Below are 17,085 nucleotides of genomic sequence, written 5' to 3'. Positions count from 1 at the left end.
TCGATGCGGTTGTTTATTGCCGAAAAGCCGAGCCTGGCACGTGCCATCGCCGATGTGCTGCCTAAACCGCACCGCAAAGGCGACGGCTTTATCGAATGTGGCAATGGGCAGGTGGTCACCTGGTGTATTGGTCACCTGCTTGAGCAGGCGCAGCCGGATGTCTACGACAGCCGCTATACCCGCTGGAATCTGAACGATCTGCCCATTGTGCCAGAGAAATGGCGTCTGCAACCCCGGCCCTCCGTTACCAAACAACTCAACGTGATCAAGCGCTTCCTGCATGAGGCCGCTGAAATCGTCCACGCGGGTGACCCGGACAGAGAAGGGCAACTGTTGGTCGATGAAGTGCTGGACTATCTGGAACTGGCACCGGAAAAGCGTCAGCAGGTGCAGCGCTGCCTGATTAACGACCTCAACCCGCAGGCCGTTGAACGAGCGATCTCCCGTCTGCGCGCCAACAGCGAGTTTATCCCACTGTGCGTCTCCGCGCTGGCCCGCGCCCGTGCGGACTGGCTGTACGGGATCAACATGACCCGCGCGTATACCATTCTGGGGCGTAACGCGGGTTATCAGGGCGTGCTCTCTGTGGGCCGTGTGCAAACGCCGGTGTTGGGGCTTGTTGTGCGTCGCGACGAGGAGATTGAGAACTTTGTCGCCAAAGATTTCTTTGAAGTGAAAGCGCATATCGTCACGCCTAAAGACGAACGCTTTACCGCTGTCTGGCAGCCGAGCGATGCCTGTGAATCGTATCAGGACGAAGAGGGGCGACTGCTGCACCGTCCGCTGGCGGATCATGTGGTTAACCGCATTACAGGTCAGCCGGCTATCGTTACCAGCTATAACGATAAACGGGAATCAGAACCGGCACCGTTGCCATTCTCGCTATCAGCCCTGCAGATCGAGGCCGCGAAGCGCTTTGGCCTCAGCGCCCAGAACGTACTGGACATCTGCCAGAAACTCTACGAAACCCACAAGCTGATCACCTATCCGCGTTCGGATAGCCGTTATCTGCCGGAAGAGCACTTTGCCGGACGTCATGCGGTGATGAACGCCATTAGCGTCCACGCACCGGATCTGCTGCCGCAACCAGCGGTGAACCCGGATAGCCATAACCGCTGCTGGGACGATAAAAAGGTGGATGCTCACCATGCGATTATCCCGACGGCGCGCGCCAGCAACGTCAATCTGACCGATAACGAAGCGAAGGTTTATAACCTGATTGCCCGTCAGTACCTGATGCAGTTCTGCCCGGACGCGGTGTTCCGCAAGTGCGTTATTGAGCTGGAGATTGCCAAAGGCAAGTTTGTCGCCAAAGCGCGTTTCCTTGCAGAAGCAGGCTGGCGTACGCTGTTGGGGAACAAAGAGCGTGATGAAGAGAATGACGGCACGCCGCTGCCTGTCGTCGCCAAAGATGATGAACTGCTGTGTGAGAAGGGCGAAGTGGTTGAACGTCAAACCCAGCCGCCACGCCATTTCACGGATGCGACGCTGCTTTCAGCCATGACGGGGATAGCCCGTTTTGTGCAGGATAAAGATCTGAAGAAGATCCTGCGCGCAACCGACGGATTGGGTACCGAAGCAACGCGTGCAGGTATTATAGAACTGTTGTTTAAGCGCGGTTTTCTGGAGAAAAAAGGGCGTTACATCCATTCAACGGAACCCGGACGCGCACTGATTCATTCGCTGCCTGAGCTGGCGGCAAGGCCTGACATGACGGCGCACTGGGAGTCCGTGCTGACGCAAATCAGCGAAAAGCAGTGCCGCTATCAGGACTTTATGCAGCCGCTGGTGGGGACGCTGTACCAGCTGATCGATCAGGCGCGCAGCACGCCGGTGAAGCGGTTCAGAGGGATGGTTGCGCCAGGTGCTGGCGCGAAGAAACCGTTTAAAAAGAAGAAGAGTGCGGCATGAGTTTATAGGCCGGGTAAGGCGTAGCGGCCACCCGGCTAAAAACTTAAATCACACCCTGCCCAATCATCGCATCCGCCACCTTCACGAACCCGGCAATATTCGCGCCGCGCACGTAGTTGGTTTGCGATGCCTCACCGCCGTACTCCACACACGCATGGTGAATATCCAGCATGATATGGTGCAGACGCGCATCCACTTTCTCTGCTTTCCAGCCGAGACGTGCGGCGTTTTGCGCCATCTCAAGACCTGATGTTGCCACGCCGCCCGCGTTCGCCGCTTTACCCGGTGCAAACAAAACGCCTGCTTCCAGGAACAGATCGGTCGCTTCGATGGTGGTCGGCATATTCGCGCCTTCAGCCACTGCTTTCACGCCATTGCTAATCAAAGTTCGGGCAGCTTCCACGTCCAGCTCATTCTGTGTCGCACACGGCAGGGCGATATCCACCGGCACGCCCCACGGCTGCTTGCCTTCCAGCCAGGTCAGGCCAAATTCCCGGGCATAGTCCGCCACGCGCCCGTCGCGGCTGGCTTTGATTTCACACAGGCGCGCCAGTTTTTCAGCCGTAAAGCCCGCTTCATCCACCACCGTACCGCCGGAGTCAGAGGCAGTCACCACGCGAGCGCCAAACTGCATTGCTTTCTCAATCGCGTACTGCGCCACATTACCGGATCCGGAGACGGCGACGCGCATACCTTCAAAACCTAAGCCGTGACGCTTGAGCATGGCTTCGGTGAAGTAAACCAGGCCGTATCCGGTCGCTTCCGGGCGGATCAGGCTCCCGCCAAAGGATAATCCTTTGCCGGTAAAGACGCAGGCGCTGTTGTTGGAGAGTTTTTTCATCATTCCGGCCATAAAGCCCACTTCACGGCCACCCACGCCGATATCCCCCGCCGGGACGTCGGTGTCCGGACCAAGATGGCGATAGAGTTCGGTCATCAGCGCCTGACAGAAACGCATCACTTCGCCTTCGCTTTTGCCTTTCGGGTCGAAATCACTTCCGCCTTTACCTCCGCCCATTGGCAGGGTGGTTAGCGCATTTTTAAACGTCTGCTCAAAGCCAAGGAATTTCAGGATCGACAGGTTCACCGAAGGATGGAAGCGCATCCCACCTTTGAACGGGCCGATGGCGGAGTTGAACTGCACGCGCCACGCGCGGTTGACCTGGACCTGATTGCGGTCGTCCACCCAGGTCACGCGGAACTGGATCACGCGCTCTGGCTCTACGAGGCGCTCAAGCAGAGACATCTCACGATAACGCGGGTTTTCTTCAATGAAGGGCCACAGAGTGGTCATCACTTCACGTACGGCCTGCGCAAACTCACTCTGATGCGGGTCGCGCTGTTGAACATGGGCAAGGAAACTTTCCAGAGAACGTGTCTGATCCATAGATATAAGAACCCCTTATGGTATTTTATGGTTATTGCTTATGCGATTTGTGTTGTTTTTTTGACTATACCACCCGCACGGCTTTGTCAGGCAAGCAGAAATTTATGCGGAAAGGGAAATTAATCATGCGCAGTGTGTCATAACAAAAATCGATGACGAGATAAATTAAAGGTTCTGCTTCGGTTAACCGTTATAGTTGTTAACAGAACACAACAGGAAGGCAAGTCTATGAACCGTTACGTGATGACCGCGTTATGTTTGATGTTTACCGCAGGTGCCCAGGCTGACCGTATTCGCCCGGATGTTCAGGTGAATGTGCCGCCGGAGGTCTTTAGCTCCGGCGGGCAAAGTTCCCAGCCTTGCAATCAGTGCTGCATCTATCAGGATCAGAACTATTCGGAAGGGGCTGTGGTGAAGGCGGATGGCGTCCTGTTGCAGTGCCAGCGCGATGAGCGCACGATCAGCACGAACCCACTGGTCTGGCGTCGCGTAAAACAATAAACGCTTCCAGCAGGGGAATATCCGCGGGGGCTAAGGCGTAGCCGAACGCCTCTTCAGGCGTACACCACACCAGCGCGCTGTGGTAGTGCGCCGTCGGCTCACCGCTAAACGCGGGAACGTGCCAGGCATGAAGGTTGATTAACCGCTGCGAAACTTCCCGCTGATGGCTTGCCACATACTGCCCCGGCTGGGCCTGAATACCGAGCTCCTCCCACAACTCACGGGCAAGCGCCTCGGGTTGCGTCTCTCCGGCTTCAACTTTTCCACCAGCGAATTCCCACATACCGGGTTGGTCAGCATGTGCGGGGCGCTGTGCGAGTAAAATTTTATGGTCTTTTTCGATGATTGCCGCAACGACATCGACTGTTTTAAGCATGGTCGTCAATACTTGAAAGCGAAAACCACCATATTATCTTGCCCTTTGTCAGAGTCCAGTCATCAGGAGAATCAGGTGAAAGAAACCTCCACCTGGGTAGCGCCCATCTCAACCCTTCCGGCGAGTTTAAAACCGATTGCCGCCATGCAGAAAAAACACTTCGGTGTCGTGCTTAACCCCACGCGATGGTGGGGGCGTATGCCGCGTCTTTTCTGGCTGGTGGCGCTGTTTGTCGGTTTCCTCGAACGGCGTCATGCACGCCTGACGCCCGTGCTGCGCTCGCTGCTGATGACGCGGGTGTCGCAGATATGCCACTGTGCTTTTTGTATTGATGCCAACAGTCTGCGCCTTGCTGAACGCGTGGGCGCGCTGGATAAAGTCCAGGCCGTCAGTCACTGGCGTGACTCCACGCTTTTTAATGAGCAGGAGCGCGCGGCGCTGGCCTACGCGGAGGCCGTTACCGCCACGCCGCCGCAGGTGGATGAGGCGCTCAAACGCGACCTCAAACGTCTTTTCAACGATGAGACGATTACCGAAATGACGGCACTGGTTGCGTTTCAAAATCTCTCCGCCCGCTTCAACGCCGCTCTCGATATCCCGGCGCAGGGACTGTGCGACACGCTAAGAGGAAAGCCGCATGCTTGATCGACATATCCATCCACGGATAAAGCCCGCCCTTAACCGGCTGGCGGCCTGGCTGGATAAACCCGGTATTACGCCCGACGGATTAACCGTGGCCGGGTTTGTCGTGGGCGTGCTGGCGCTACCATTTCTGGCCCTCGGTTGGTATCTTGCCGCGCTTGTCGCCATCGTATTTAACCGCCTGCTGGATGGTCTGGACGGCGCGCTGGCACGGAGGAGAGGGCTGACGGATGCTGGAGGCTTTCTCGATATCGCTCTCGATTTTCTGTTCTACGCCCTGGTGCCGTTTGGCTTCGCACTGGCAGCTCCCGAAGAGAATGCGCTGGCCGCCGCCTGGCTGCTGTTCGCCTTTATCGGCACCGGCAGCAGCTTTCTGGCCTTTGCCGCGCTGGCGGCGAAGCACGATATCGACAACCCGGGCTACGCGCACAAATCGTTTTATTACATCGGTGGTTTAACAGAAGGGACAGAGACCATTGCGCTGTTTGTATTGTGCTGCCTGTTTCCGGCGCACTTTACGCTTTTCGCGTGGGTATTCGGCGCGTTGTGCTGGCTGACCACCACAACGCGCATCTGGAGCGGTTATGTGACGTTGAAGTCACTCAATTCTTAGAGGGAACTCTCGGGCCCGCGCTCGCCAGTTGAGACCGGGTTTTGCGGGTGGCTGCTCCATTCGTACCAGCCGCCGTCATAGACGGCGACGTTCTTCCAGCCCATCGCCCTGGCGTACATAAAGGTCTCAGAGGCTCGCCAGCCGGTACCGCAGTAAAATGCGACATGCTGTTCCGGCAGGATATTCCAGCTTTTCCACATGCTGGCGATGTCGTCGGCGCTACGCATGGTGCCATCCGGGTTATGGAAATCCTCCATATGAGTGGCGTCGCTTCCGCCATGACCCCAGCGGGCACCGGCAATTTCACCTTTCGGTTTGATGTAGCTATAGCCGCTGGTTTCGCCAATAAACTCCGGCCACGAGCGAATGCTGACCAGCGAGGCATCCTTGCGATGCAACATCCCGCGCGCCTGCTCCATATCCACCATCAGCTGCGGCTGACCGGGGATCGGCGCACCAAAATCAGCGGCAGGTTTCACCTCTGCAGGCATACCGCGTTCGACGGGCAGACCCGCATCTGACCACGCTTTCCAGCCACCATCGAGAATACGGACATCCTTCACACCTGCATACAGCATAATCTGCGCCACGCGCGCGGCAGCATACACATCACGGCCATACAAAATGACCGTGGTGTCATGACGGATACCGTGCTTTGCCAGCATCGCTTTTAGCTTGTCGTCAGAGACTTTATTCCACAGCGGCTCGCTTTCCACTTCGTTGGTGTCGATGTAGCCCGCACCGGGAATGTGATTCAGCAGATAAAACTTCGGCGCACCCCAGGCAGCTTCGATCGCTTTCCAGTCTCCCGCCGGAGCGGCAGTGACGGGTTTACCCTGCTGGAGCTGGTGGATCCACTGCGGGTAGACGAGTTGTTCGAAGTGAGGCAGGCGCTGTAGACGAGCAGGCGTTTGCAGGGCATCGCTGAGAAGCGAAACATGAGTGTATCCGGCTTTCTCCAGACGGGCTTTCACGGCCTGGTTTGTGTTATCGCCGCCGTAGAGTGCGAGGGAGGTTGCGGGCGTAAGGTGATGCTGTTTTGCCCAGATGGCAATCTGCTCGTCGCTCATTGCGTCAAGCCAGGAGGCGGAAAGATTGAGCGCGGCAGGTTCATGGCCGGAGGTGCCGCTTAGCGACTGTGGCCAGCCGTTATAAAAAGCACTGGCACGGGTATCGATCACCACACCGTGCTGTTCCTGAAGCTGAGACAGCGTCATTGTGTCAGGCATTTCAGCCGCCAGAGAGGAAAGGGAAGCGAGGCTGCAACACAGAGCCAGCGCGGTCAGTTGAGAAACACGTTTCATCGTATAACCTGACGTCAGTAAAAGAGGGGGGCATTGTCGTCTCTCCCGAAATGTAAAACATTGCGTTAGCACATTATTGCCAGCGAGAAATCGCAATCACTTCACCGCTGGGTGGAATGTCTTCCTCATCATGCGTGACCAGAATAACCGGTATGCCGCGTGCCCGGACAACGTCAAACACCCATGTCCGAAACGTCGCGCGTAGCGTTTTGTCGAGGCGCCCGAACGGTTCATCGAGCAGTAACGCCTGTGGCTCAGCGAGCAGGGCCCGCAGCAGACTGACCCTGGCACGCTCCCCGCCGGAGAGAGTCGCCGGATCGCTGGCGTAGTAGTTTTTAAGCCCGGCGGAACTCAGTGCCTGCTCGACCGCATCCCGCCGTGCGCGTCCGACAATCCGCTCGGGTAATGCCAGCAACAAATTTTGACCAACAGTGAAGTGGTCAAACAGCAGGGCATCCTGAAAGAGAATACCCAGCCCGCGGGATTCTACGGGAAGTCTGTCGCAGCGACGCTCGTCTAACCATAACTCGCCCTGTGCCTGGAAATCGTCAGACAGCGCGCCCACCATCCAGGCAAAAAGAGTCGATTTCCCACTACCTGACGGTCCCATCAGGGTGACAATCTCTCCGCGAGGCACACAGAAATTGACCTCGCGGAAAAGCGGTTCGATGGTGAGATCTTTTACCTTCAGCATTAACGTAATCCCTGACGATAGCGGCCCGCGAGCCGTGATAGCAGTGCGGCAAGGCCGAACACCATGCCCGTGACCAGCAATAACCCCAGCGCCCGGTTAGCCAGAACCGGGATACTGCCCCCGCTGCTGAGTGCGACGGTCTCCGTGGTGAGCGTGGTGAAACGGCCCGCGCCCAGCCAGAGCGTTGGCATATATTGCGCCATGCTGACGGAAAAACCGGTGGCAAAAGCCAGCAGCGCCGGGCGCACCAGCAGGGGACATTTCAGCAGGCAGAAGATTTTTAACCGTCGCCAGCCGAGCGTTCTGGCGGTAAGGATAAGCCGGGGATCGATCCTGCGCCAGGCGGGTTGCAGCACCAGTAGCATCCACGGTAACACCCACAGCAGATGGCTCCAGAGCACGGCGATATACTGCCCGTCGATACCCAGTCGCAACGCAATAAAATATTGCCCGGTGACGAGCGGTAGCGCCGGAAGGGCGAGGGGTAACCACACCCACAGCGTACCTCGCTGCGGCCCCCATTCAAGCCAGAGAAAAATGAGGACCAGGGCCATCAGGCTGGAAAGCAGGCCGAAGGAAAGGCTGGTACCCACGGAGCCCATCTCGTCCCACTGTGCCAGCATCAGCAGTACTGCTACGCTAAGTACGCCGCACGCGGGTAACAGCCTGCTTATCGACCGCTCGGGCAGTGGGACAGGAGACGTGCGACGCGTCCCCGGCAGATCCGCAAGCGTGCGACGCCATACCTTCCAGGCACCGTAACCCAGCGCGGCAAGTGCAGCCAGCAGCAGGAGGATGAGCAGGCATAGCAGCATCCCTTTTGTTTGTTGTTGTGCATCGCCCTGGCTGAGCCACTGCCAGGCCAGCACGGCCAGCGTGGGAGGGTTGCCTGGCCCAAGAACGATTGCCACATCCACGACCGAAATTGACCATGCAAGAACGGCCAGCATCACCGCCCCGAGGATGGGGGCGATAGCCGGAAGGAGCAGCCAGTTGAGTATCTGAAAACGTCCATAACCGAAGGTTTGCAGTACAACTTTTTGCTGTGCAAGACGTTTTTCCGGTAGTACGGCGTAAATAGCCCACAGCACAAACGCACTCTCTTTGACGGCGAGCGTCAGGCCCAGCCCTGCACCGTATTGGTCCAGCGCAGGTGTACAGACGGTACAGACCTGGTAAAAAAGACCACCTTCCGCAAACAGCAGTAAAGCGCTGGTGGCGAACGCCACGTGGGGAATGGCTAACAGCCACGGCAGGCGCGTGTTGAGGCGCCGCCAGCGTTTGCCGGGCCAGAGAAGCGCCAGCAGGGCAAGAGCGATTAACAAGGAACCCAGCGTCGCAATGAGCGTTGAGACCAGCGTGGCGACGGTCGCCTGAGGCAGTTGCGGGTCGTTAAACAGCGACTGCCAGTGAGTCACCGAAAATGCCGGGGCGAGCAGCATGGCGCCAGCGGGCAGGAGCGGCACATAGATAGCCGCCATTGCCAGCCAGACAAGCCAACTCAACGGGTGCCGTAACGACGCAGCCATTCCTGCTCCAGCGCGTTAACCCAGGCCGATTGCGGCTCCGCCAGCATCTGCGGCAGCCCTTCAGGCGTGTGGGCTTGCAACTGTTTCGCTTCACCTTCAGGGAGTAATTTTACATCCAGTACGCTCGGGTCTCCCCAGATAGCCGGGTCAGCTTTGCGAATTTGCGCCTGTGGTGAAAGCAGGAAATTGGCGACCACTTTCGCACCTGCGCTCGCCTTGGCATTAGCCGGAATGGCGACAAAATGGACGTTACCGATCATCCCGGTGTGAAAACCAAAGCTGTAGCTGTCGGCAGGCAGTTCACCACTGGCGACTTTTTGTTGCGCATGTGCCGGGTTAAAGGTCAGCGACAGGTTCAGACTGCCGCTGGCAAGCAGGGCATCCATACGTGCAGGCGAAGGGGGAAAGTCTTTGCCTTCGCGCCACAGTAGTGGGTGGAGTTTGTCGAGGTAATCCCAAAGCGGGGCTGTTACCTGGGCAAAGGTGTTATCGGGTGCCTTTTGCAGCGCATCCGGCAGTGTGGTAAGTGTCAGGAGTAACTGCTCAAGAAACGCCGTCCCGGTAAAATCGGGCGGGCGTGGATAGCTGACTTTACCCGGATGCTGCCGCGCGTAAGCCAGCAACGCCTGCGGATCCTCCGGCGGCATCGGCATGCTCTTTGTGCGTGCGATAAAGGTCAGTTGCGCGCCGCCCCACGGCGATTCCGCCCCGTCAGTGGGAACAGTAAAATCTTCCGTTACGGGTTTGCGGGTATCGACATAGCGCCAGTTTGGTAGTAACTGCGCCCATCCGCTTTGCAGCAGGTTAGCCTCTTTTAACGTGCGGAAATTTTCGCCATTAACCCACAGCAGGTCGACTGAGCCGTTGGCCTTACGTCCAGCGCTGGCTTCCGTCTGAATACGTTTTACCGCATCGGCGGCATCTGCCAGTGGGACAATTTTGAGGGTAATGGCGTAGTGCGTTTTCATCTCACCGCTTACCCACTCAAGGTAGCGGTTTACCGCCGGATCGCCGCCCCAGGCGTTAAACCAGACCGTCTGGCCTTTGGCTTGTTGTTGGATGGATTGCCAGCTGTCTGCGGCATACAAAGGGGTTGCCAGCAGCAGGCTGGTCAGAAACGTGCAAAAACGCACACGGCGCATAATGCCTCACTTTTTAGACGAAGGGGTATAACGGGTAAATAGCCGGCGAGTGACCAGCGGAAATAACCCCAGTAGTGTAAAGGCGAATACCATACCCGGCGACAAAATATCGTGCAGCGTTGACACTTTTCCCAGTTCGCGCCCGGCGTTCAAAAAGACAACCGTGGCGGGCAGCATGGCGATCTGGCTGACCCACCAGTAACGACGTAGCCCAATGCGGGTAAGACCCATCAGCAAATTCACCAGAAAAAACGGGAACAGTGGCATCAGACGCAGAGCAAAAAGATAGCCCGCGCCGTCATGCGCCATTCCGGCGTTCACCGTTTTCATCTGCTGAGCAAACCGCCGCTGGACCCAGTCGCGCAGCAGATAACGGCTGGCGAGCATCGCCAGCGTGGCACCGAGCGTGGAGGCAAACGAGACCAGTATGGTGCCTTCCCACAGAGGAAACAGCGCACCACCCAGCAGGGTCAGTATCGCCGCGCCGGGTACCGACAGGGCGGAAACCACCACATAGAGCGCAAAAAAGATGAGCGCACTTTGTAGCGGCGCGTGTTCAACATGAGAGAGTAACGCCTGCTGGTGAGTTTTAATTCCATCCAGGGAGAGTGTGCCCGGAGGAAGAGCGATAAATGTCAGAATAAATGCGCCCAGAAGGGCGCACAGGAAGAGTCTTTTTCGAATGTTCACACGTGATTACAGCTTGAATTTTGCCCAGACCGGCGCGTGATCGGACGGTTTTTCCATGCTGCGGATATCGTAGTCGATACCGGTTTCAATGCAGCGCTCTGCCAGTGGCGAGCTGGCCAGCAGCAGATCGATACGCAGGCCACGGTTGTCATCAAAGCCTTTTGAGCGGTAGTCAAACCAGGAGAAGCGGTCCTGTGTTTCCGGATTGGCCTTGCGGAACGTATCCACCAGACCCCAGTCCAACAGACGCGCCATCCACTCACGCTCTTCCGGCAGGAAGGAGCATTTACCGGTACGCAGCCAGCGCTTGCGGTTGTCTTCGCCAATACCGATATCGAGATCCGTCGGGCTAATATTCATATCGCCCATAATCAGCACCGGATTCTCTTTTTTCAGTTCGGTGGTCAGGTAGTCCTGCAGATCCTGGTAGAACTTTGCTTTGGCCGGGAATTTTGTCTCGTGGTCACGGCTCTCACCCTGCGGGAAGTAACCGTTAATGACCGTGATATTCCCGAGTGCAGAAGGCACTTCCGCCATGATAATGCGACGCTGTGCTTCTTCACCATCGCCAGGGAAGCCGCGGCGAACGGATACCGGTGGCGCTTTAGTGAGCAGCGCTACGCCATAGTGGCCTTTCTGTCCGTGATAAAAGACGTTATAGCCGAGTTTCGCCACCTCTTCGAGGGGGAACATGTCGTCGTGAACTTTTGTCTCCTGCAGGCCGATCACATCTGGCTGATGTTGCTCAACGATAGCTTCAAGCTGATGAGGACGGGCACGCAGGCCGTTGATATTAAAAGAGACAAATTTCATAGTCGCTGCCAGTGCAAGGTGAATAGTGCATGGATGGTAGCAGAATTTGCGTCAACTGTTACGGGGATTGACCAATAACTGCGACAGATAATGCCAGTGGTGCAATATTTGCACCATTCTGACGCGTCTCGCCCTCAAACAGGGCGTAAATGACAGATAAATTTCGCGAGCGATCACAATTCCAGAATTATATTTGGCCTCTGCATACTCTTTCTTATTTTCATGCGGCAAAGCGCCGCTTGCCGTAAAAATATTCACTTTTTATGCAATAACAGTGAATAACTCCATGTTGTAACTTATTGATATTCTGTTGGCTTAACCCGTTTATGCATTTTTATCGCTGGCTGGCACGAAGGCTGCAATCTACATTCACAGTGCAAACACTCAATTATTTAACATTCAAATAACTTTTTATTTACCGGATGAGGTCGCTATGTCTCTGTCAATTACGCGTGAAAATTTCGATGAATGGATGATGCCAGTATACGCTCCGGCGGCTTTTATTCCGGTTCGTGGGGAAGGCTCACGCCTGTGGGACCAGCAGGGTAAAGAGTATATCGACTTTGCAGGTGGGATTGCGGTGAACGCGCTGGGCCATGCTCATCCGGCACTGCGTCAGGCACTGAACGACCAGGCGGCGAAGTTCTGGCATACCGGTAACGGGTTTACCAACGAGCCCGCTCTGCGTCTGGCGAAAAAACTGATCGATGCGACATTTGCCGAAAAGGTCTTTTTCTGTAACTCGGGGGCGGAAGCGAACGAAGCGGCGCTGAAGCTGGCGCGCAAATATGCACACGACAAGTTTGGCACGCACAAGAGCGGTATTGTGGCGTTTAAGAACGCCTTCCACGGTCGTACGCTCTTTACCGTCAGTGCGGGCGGTCAGCCTTCTTATTCGCAGGATTTTGCACCGCTGCCGCCCGATATTCGTCACGGTATCTATAACGATCTCCAGTCAGCCAGCGAGCTGATCAACGACACCACCTGCGCGGTAATTGTTGAGCCGATGCAGGGCGAGGGTGGCGTGCTTCCGGCGCAAAAAGCGTTCCTGCAGGGGCTGCGCGAACTGTGCGATCGTCATAATGCGGTACTGATTTTTGATGAAGTGCAAACAGGTGTGGGCCGTACCGGTGAACTGTATGCCTACATGCACTACGGTGTGACGCCGGACGTCCTTTCGACTGCCAAAGCGCTGGGCGGCGGCTTCCCGATTGGGGCAATGCTGACCACCGATAAATTCGCCAGCGTGATGACCGTGGGGACCCATGGCACCACTTACGGCGGTAACCCGCTGGCCACCGCCGTGGCCGGACAGGTTCTCGACATCATTAACACTCCTGAGGTGTTGAAAGGGGTTAAGCAGCGCCACGACTGGTTTGTTGAGCGCCTGAATGCCATCAACAGTAAGACCGGCCTGTTCAAAGAAATTCGTGGTCTGGGGCTGTTAATTGGCTGCGAGCTCACCGCTGAGTTTGCCGGAAAAGCGAAACTTATTTCGCAGGAAGCGGCAAAAATGGGTGTGATGGTGCTGATCGCCGGTGCCAATGTGGTGCGTTTTGCTCCTGCGCTGATTGTCAGCCAGGAAGAGGTGCAAACCGGTTTAGATCGCTTTGCGCTGGCCTGTGAACATGTGAAATCCGGGGTGTCATCATGATGGTCATCCGTCCCGTTGAGCGCGGCGATCTCGCCGGGCTCATGAAACTTGCCGGTAAGACGGGAGGTGGGTTGACCTCACTTCCCGCTGATGAAAAAACACTGTCGGCGCGCATTGAGCGCGCCCTGCAAACCTGGCAGGGGACGTTGCCAAAAAGCGAACAGGGTTATGTGTTCGTTCTTGAAGATACTGACACCGGTGCTGTGGCCGGGATTTGCGCCATCGAGGTGGCTGTTGGGTTAAACGACCCGTGGTACAACTACCGCGTCGGCACGATGGTTCACGCTTCGAAAGAGCTGAACGTCTATAACGCGCTGCCGACGCTGTTTCTCTGTAATGACCACACGGGCGCCAGCGAGCTCTGCACGCTGTTCCTCGACCCGGCGTGGCGCAAAGAGGGCAACGGTTACCTGCTCTCCAAATCACGCTTTATGTTTATGGCCGCCTTCCGCGACCGCTTTAACGAAAAGGTGGTCGCCGAGATGCGCGGCGTGATCGACGACAAAGGCTACTCACCGTTCTGGGAGAGCCTGGGCGAACGTTTCTTCTCGATGGAGTTCAGCCGGGCAGACTATCTGTGCGGTACCGGGCAGAAAGCATTCATCGCCGAGTTGATGCCGAAGCACCCCATCTATACCCATTTCTTAACCCCGGAAGCGCAGGCGGTGATTGGCGAAGTGCATCCGCAAACTGCGCCAGCCCGCGCGGTGCTGGAGAAAGAGGGCTTCCGCTACCGCAACTACGTCGACATCTTTGACGGCGGGCCTACGCTTGAGTGTGATATCGACCGCGTGCGTGCGATTCGTAAAAGCCGACTGGTTGAGGTCGCTGAAGGTCAGCCCGCACCGGGTGACTGGCCGGCATGTCTGGTGTCGAATGAGAATTACACCAACTTCCGTGCCATGCTGGTACGTACCAACCCGAAATGTGAACGTCTGGTGCTGACGGCTGCAGAACTGGATGCCCTGAAATGTAACGCCGGCGATACGGTTCGCCTGGTGCGTCTCTGCCCTGAGGAGAAAACAGCATGACATTATGGATTAACGGTGACTGGGTTACGGGTGAAGGCGAACAGCGAGTAAAGACCAATCCGGTAGGAAAAGAGGTGCTCTGGAAAGGGAATGACGCCAGCGCCGCGCAGGTCGAACAAGCCTGTCATGCCGCGCGCCGAGTGTTTCCGGCGTGGGCAAAACAGCCTTTCGCCGTGCGTCAGGCCATTGTTGAAAAGTTTGCCGGTTTGCTGGAGGCGAACAAAGCCGAACTGACGCGCATTATCGCCTCTGAGACCAGTAAACCGCGCTGGGAAGCAACAACCGAAGTGACGGCGATGATCAACAAAATTGCCATTTCGGTGAAGGCTTACCACACCCGTACCGGTGAACAGCACACCGAGATGCCGGACGGTGCGGCCACGCTGCGCCACCGTCCGCATGGCGTGCTGGCGGTGTTCGGTCCGTACAACTTCCCGGGGCATTTGCCGAATGGCCACATTGTGCCCGCGCTGCTGGCGGGCAATACCGTGATTTTCAAACCGAGCGAGTTAACGCCATTAACCGGCGAGGCGGTGGTGAAACTCTGGGAACAGGCTGGATTGCCACCAGGCGTGCTGAATCTGGTGCAGGGTGGGCGTGAAACTGGTCAGGCGTTGAGTGCGTTGAGCGATATTGACGGTCTGTTGTTTACCGGCAGCGCCGGAACGGGCTATCAATTGCATCGCCAACTGGCGGGGCAGCCGGAAAAAATTCTGGCGCTGGAGATGGGCGGTAACAATCCACTGATCGTGGAAGACCCTGACGATATTGACGCTGCCGTGCATCTGACCATTCAGTCCGCCTTTATTACCGCCGGACAGCGCTGTACCTGTTCCCGTCGCTTATTGGTAAAACGTGGTGCGCAGGGGGATGCCTTCCTGAAACGGCTGGTTGAAGTGAGCGCGCGTCTGGTACCCGCAACGTGGGATGCCGACCCGCAGCCGTTTATGGGAGGTCTGATTTCCGAGCAGGCGGCGTTAAATGTGCTGAAAGCCTGGCAGGATCATGTCGCGCGTGGTGCAAAAACCTTGCTGGAACCGAAGCTGGTCCAGCCTGGCACCTCGCTGCTGACGCCGGGCATTATTGAGATGAGCGGTGCGAGCAACGTGCCGGACGAAGAGGTCTTTGGTCCGCTGCTGTGCGTCTGGCGTTATGACGATTTTGATGCGGCGATTGCAATGGCCAATAACACCCGTTACGGCCTGTCGAGTGGGCTGATTTCTCCTCATCGCGAGAAGTTTGACCAACTGCTGCTGGAAGCGCGCGCCGGGATTGTGAACTGGAATAAACCGCTGACCGGGGCAGCGAGCACTGCACCGTTTGGTGGCGTGGGTGCGTCGGGCAACCATCGCGCCAGCGCGTGGTACGCCGCGGATTACTGCGCGTGGCCGATGGCAAGCCTGGAAACCCCGGCCCTGACGCTGCCGGAAACGCTCAATCCGGGTCTGGACTTTACCGGAGGGGATCGTCATGAAAGCGCGTGAAGTCAACTTTGACGGCCTGGTGGGGCTGACGCACCACTATGCGGGTCTCTCTTTTGGTAATGAAGCCTCGACGAAGCATCGTTTTCATGTCTCCAACCCGAAACTGGCGGCGAAGCAGGGGCTGTTGAAAATGAAAGCGCTGGCGGATGCTGGTTTCCCGCAGGCGGTTATTCCGCCGCAGGAGCGTCCAAACGTGGCAGTGTTGCGTCAACTTGGTTTCACCGGCAGCGATGAGCAGGTGGTTGAAAAAGCGGGTACACAGACACCGCATCTGCTCTCTGCGGCAAGCTCTGCCTCATCAATGTGGGTGGCCAACGCGGCAACCGTCGCACCGTCAGCCGATACGCTGGATGGCAAAGTCCATTTGACGGTGGCGAACCTGAATAACAAATTCCACCGCGCCACTGAAGCGGAAACCACCGAGCGCGTACTGCGCGCTATTTTCAGTCATGACGCTCATTTTGTGGTGCATCAGGCTCTGCCACAGGTGGCGATGTTTGGCGACGAAGGGGCTGCCAACCATAACCGGCTGGGAGGTGATTATGGCGACCCTGGTGTGCAGTTGTTTATTTACGGGCGTGAGGAGGGCGGTCATTCCGAACCCGTTCGCTATCCGGCCCGTCAGACGCTGGCGGCGAGTCAGGCCGTTGCCCGCCTGAATCAGGTCAATCCTTCGCAGGTGATTTTTGCTCAGCAAAATCCGCAGGTGATTGACCAGGGCGTGTTCCACAACGATGTGATTGCCGTCTCCAACCGCCAGGTACTGTTCTGCCATGAGCAGGCGTTTGCCCATCAGGAGAAGCTGCTCGCTACGTTACATGAACGCGTGCCGGGTTTTATGCCGATTCAGGTGCCGACGCAGGCGGTTAGCGTGCAGGATGCAGTGGAAACCTATCTCTTCAACAGCCAGCTGTTGAGCCGTGACGATGGCAGCATGATGCTGGTGCTGCCGCAAGAGTCCCGGGATCATAAAGGGGTGTGGCGTTATCTGTCGGACCTGGTTAATGCCGATAACCCAATTGACGAACTGCGCGTCTTTGACCTGCGTGAAAGTATGGCCAACGGCGGTGGTCCAGCCTGTCTGCGTCTGCGCGTGGTACTGACGCAGAATGAAATGCAGGCCGTTAACCCGGCAGTGATGATGAACGAGACGCTGTTTAACACCCTGAACGACTGGGTGGATCGTTACTATCGTGACCGGTTAACGCAGGCCGACCTGGTCGACCCTCAGCTGCTGCGCGAAGGCCGTGAGGCGCTGGACGCGTTGACATCAATCCTGCAACTGGGATCGGTTTATCCGTTCCAGCGCTAAAG

General features: G+C 57.0%; 16 protein-coding genes. 8 read left to right on the top strand and 8 right to left on the bottom strand.

Going from position 1 to position 17,085, the window contains the following annotated elements; genetic code table 11:
• Positions 1–3 precede the first annotated feature (3 nt).
• Positions 4–1,911, top strand: coding sequence for a DNA topoisomerase III (locus WB237_RS07505; RefSeq protein ID WP_336211976.1), 1,908 nt, complete (start codon positions 4–6; stop codon positions 1,909–1,911).
• Positions 1,912–1,954: 43 nt separating this feature from the next.
• Here the strand turns inward: WB237_RS07505 and gdhA are convergent, their stop codons facing one another.
• Entirely contained in the window at positions 1,955–3,298 is a 1,344-nt protein-coding gene (gene gdhA, locus WB237_RS07500) for an NADP-specific glutamate dehydrogenase (protein ID WP_336211974.1), read from the bottom strand.
• Between the two features lie 228 nt (positions 3,299–3,526).
• Here gdhA and WB237_RS07495 point away from each other — a divergent pair, with 228 nt between their 5' ends.
• A complete protein-coding gene (locus WB237_RS07495) occupies positions 3,527–3,799 on the top strand; it encodes a YnjH family protein (protein WP_336211972.1) in 273 nt (90 codons plus the stop codon).
• On the opposite strand, the gene WB237_RS07490 is transcribed toward WB237_RS07495, so the two are convergent.
• Complete coding sequence (locus WB237_RS07490) at positions 3,759–4,175, bottom strand: pyrimidine (deoxy)nucleoside triphosphate diphosphatase (protein WP_336211970.1); 417 nt, start codon at positions 4,173–4,175, stop codon at positions 3,759–3,761. The genes WB237_RS07495 and WB237_RS07490 overlap by 41 nt on opposite strands.
• Before the next feature lie 75 nt (positions 4,176–4,250).
• On the opposite strand from WB237_RS07490, the gene WB237_RS07485 reads away from it, so the two are divergent.
• Complete coding sequence (locus WB237_RS07485) at positions 4,251–4,820, top strand: carboxymuconolactone decarboxylase family protein (protein ID WP_336211968.1); 570 nt, start codon at positions 4,251–4,253, stop codon at positions 4,818–4,820.
• Positions 4,813–5,430 (top strand): CDP-alcohol phosphatidyltransferase family protein, encoded by a 618-nt coding sequence (locus WB237_RS07480; protein WP_336211967.1) that lies wholly within the window; start codon positions 4,813–4,815, stop codon positions 5,428–5,430. The genes WB237_RS07485 and WB237_RS07480 overlap by 8 nt, the downstream gene beginning before the upstream one ends.
• Here WB237_RS07480 and WB237_RS07475 read toward each other — a convergent pair.
• The 6 genes from WB237_RS07475 to xthA form a co-directional block, all read right to left on the bottom strand.
• Positions 5,427–6,734: a sulfurtransferase gene (locus tag WB237_RS07475; protein ID WP_336211966.1), complete on the bottom strand. Its 1,308-nt coding sequence runs from the start codon at positions 6,732–6,734 to the stop codon at positions 5,427–5,429. The two genes, WB237_RS07480 and WB237_RS07475, sit on opposite strands and share 4 nt — an antisense overlap.
• A 73-nt stretch (positions 6,735–6,807) precedes the next feature.
• Positions 6,808–7,428 carry an ATP-binding cassette domain-containing protein gene (locus WB237_RS07470; RefSeq protein WP_336211964.1) on the bottom strand — a complete coding sequence of 207 codons (621 nt, stop codon included), beginning with the start codon at positions 7,426–7,428 and terminating at the stop codon, positions 6,808–6,810.
• On the bottom strand, positions 7,428–8,957 hold the full coding sequence (locus WB237_RS07465; protein ID WP_336211961.1) for a thiamine ABC transporter permease: 1,530 nt from the start codon (positions 8,955–8,957) through the stop codon (positions 7,428–7,430). Before WB237_RS07465 ends, WB237_RS07470 begins: the two co-directional genes overlap by 1 nt.
• Positions 8,930–10,099 carry an ABC transporter substrate-binding protein gene (locus WB237_RS07460; RefSeq protein WP_336211958.1) on the bottom strand — a complete coding sequence of 390 codons (1,170 nt, stop codon included), beginning with the start codon at positions 10,097–10,099 and terminating at the stop codon, positions 8,930–8,932. The genes WB237_RS07465 and WB237_RS07460 overlap by 28 nt, the downstream gene beginning before the upstream one ends.
• 6 nt (positions 10,100–10,105) lie before the next feature.
• Positions 10,106–10,789 (bottom strand): TVP38/TMEM64 family protein, encoded by a 684-nt coding sequence (locus tag WB237_RS07455; protein ID WP_336211957.1) that lies wholly within the window; start codon positions 10,787–10,789, stop codon positions 10,106–10,108.
• A gap of 6 nt (positions 10,790–10,795) precedes the next feature.
• Positions 10,796–11,602, bottom strand: coding sequence for an exodeoxyribonuclease III (gene xthA / locus WB237_RS07450; RefSeq protein WP_336211955.1), 807 nt, complete (start codon positions 11,600–11,602; stop codon positions 10,796–10,798).
• Positions 11,603–12,035: 433 nt separating this feature from the next.
• Here xthA and astC point away from each other — a divergent pair, with 433 nt between their 5' ends.
• Genes astC through astB form a run of 4 tightly spaced genes read left to right on the top strand, consistent with a single transcriptional unit; the run spans position 12,036 to position 17,083 of the window.
• Positions 12,036–13,256: a succinylornithine/acetylornithine transaminase gene (astC, locus tag WB237_RS07445; protein WP_114978110.1), complete on the top strand. Its 1,221-nt coding sequence runs from the start codon at positions 12,036–12,038 to the stop codon at positions 13,254–13,256.
• Positions 13,253–14,287 (top strand): arginine N-succinyltransferase, encoded by a 1,035-nt coding sequence (gene astA / locus WB237_RS07440; protein ID WP_336211952.1) that lies wholly within the window; start codon positions 13,253–13,255, stop codon positions 14,285–14,287. The genes astC and astA overlap by 4 nt, the downstream gene beginning before the upstream one ends.
• Positions 14,284–15,771, top strand: a complete 1,488-nt coding sequence (gene astD, locus WB237_RS07435; RefSeq protein ID WP_336211950.1) for a succinylglutamate-semialdehyde dehydrogenase — start codon at positions 14,284–14,286, stop codon at positions 15,769–15,771. Before astA ends, astD begins: the two co-directional genes overlap by 4 nt.
• Positions 15,758–17,083, top strand: coding sequence for an N-succinylarginine dihydrolase (astB, locus tag WB237_RS07430; protein WP_336211948.1), 1,326 nt, complete (start codon positions 15,758–15,760; stop codon positions 17,081–17,083). The genes astD and astB overlap by 14 nt, the downstream gene beginning before the upstream one ends.
• The last annotated feature ends 2 nt before the right edge of the window (positions 17,084–17,085 follow it).

This window comes from Enterobacter sp. P82 (assembly GCF_037053385.1).
Classification (GTDB): Bacteria; Pseudomonadota; Gammaproteobacteria; order Enterobacterales; family Enterobacteriaceae; genus Enterobacter.
The sequence above is the reverse complement of the archived record's forward strand: the minus strand, read 5'-3'. Positions and strand labels throughout refer to the sequence as shown.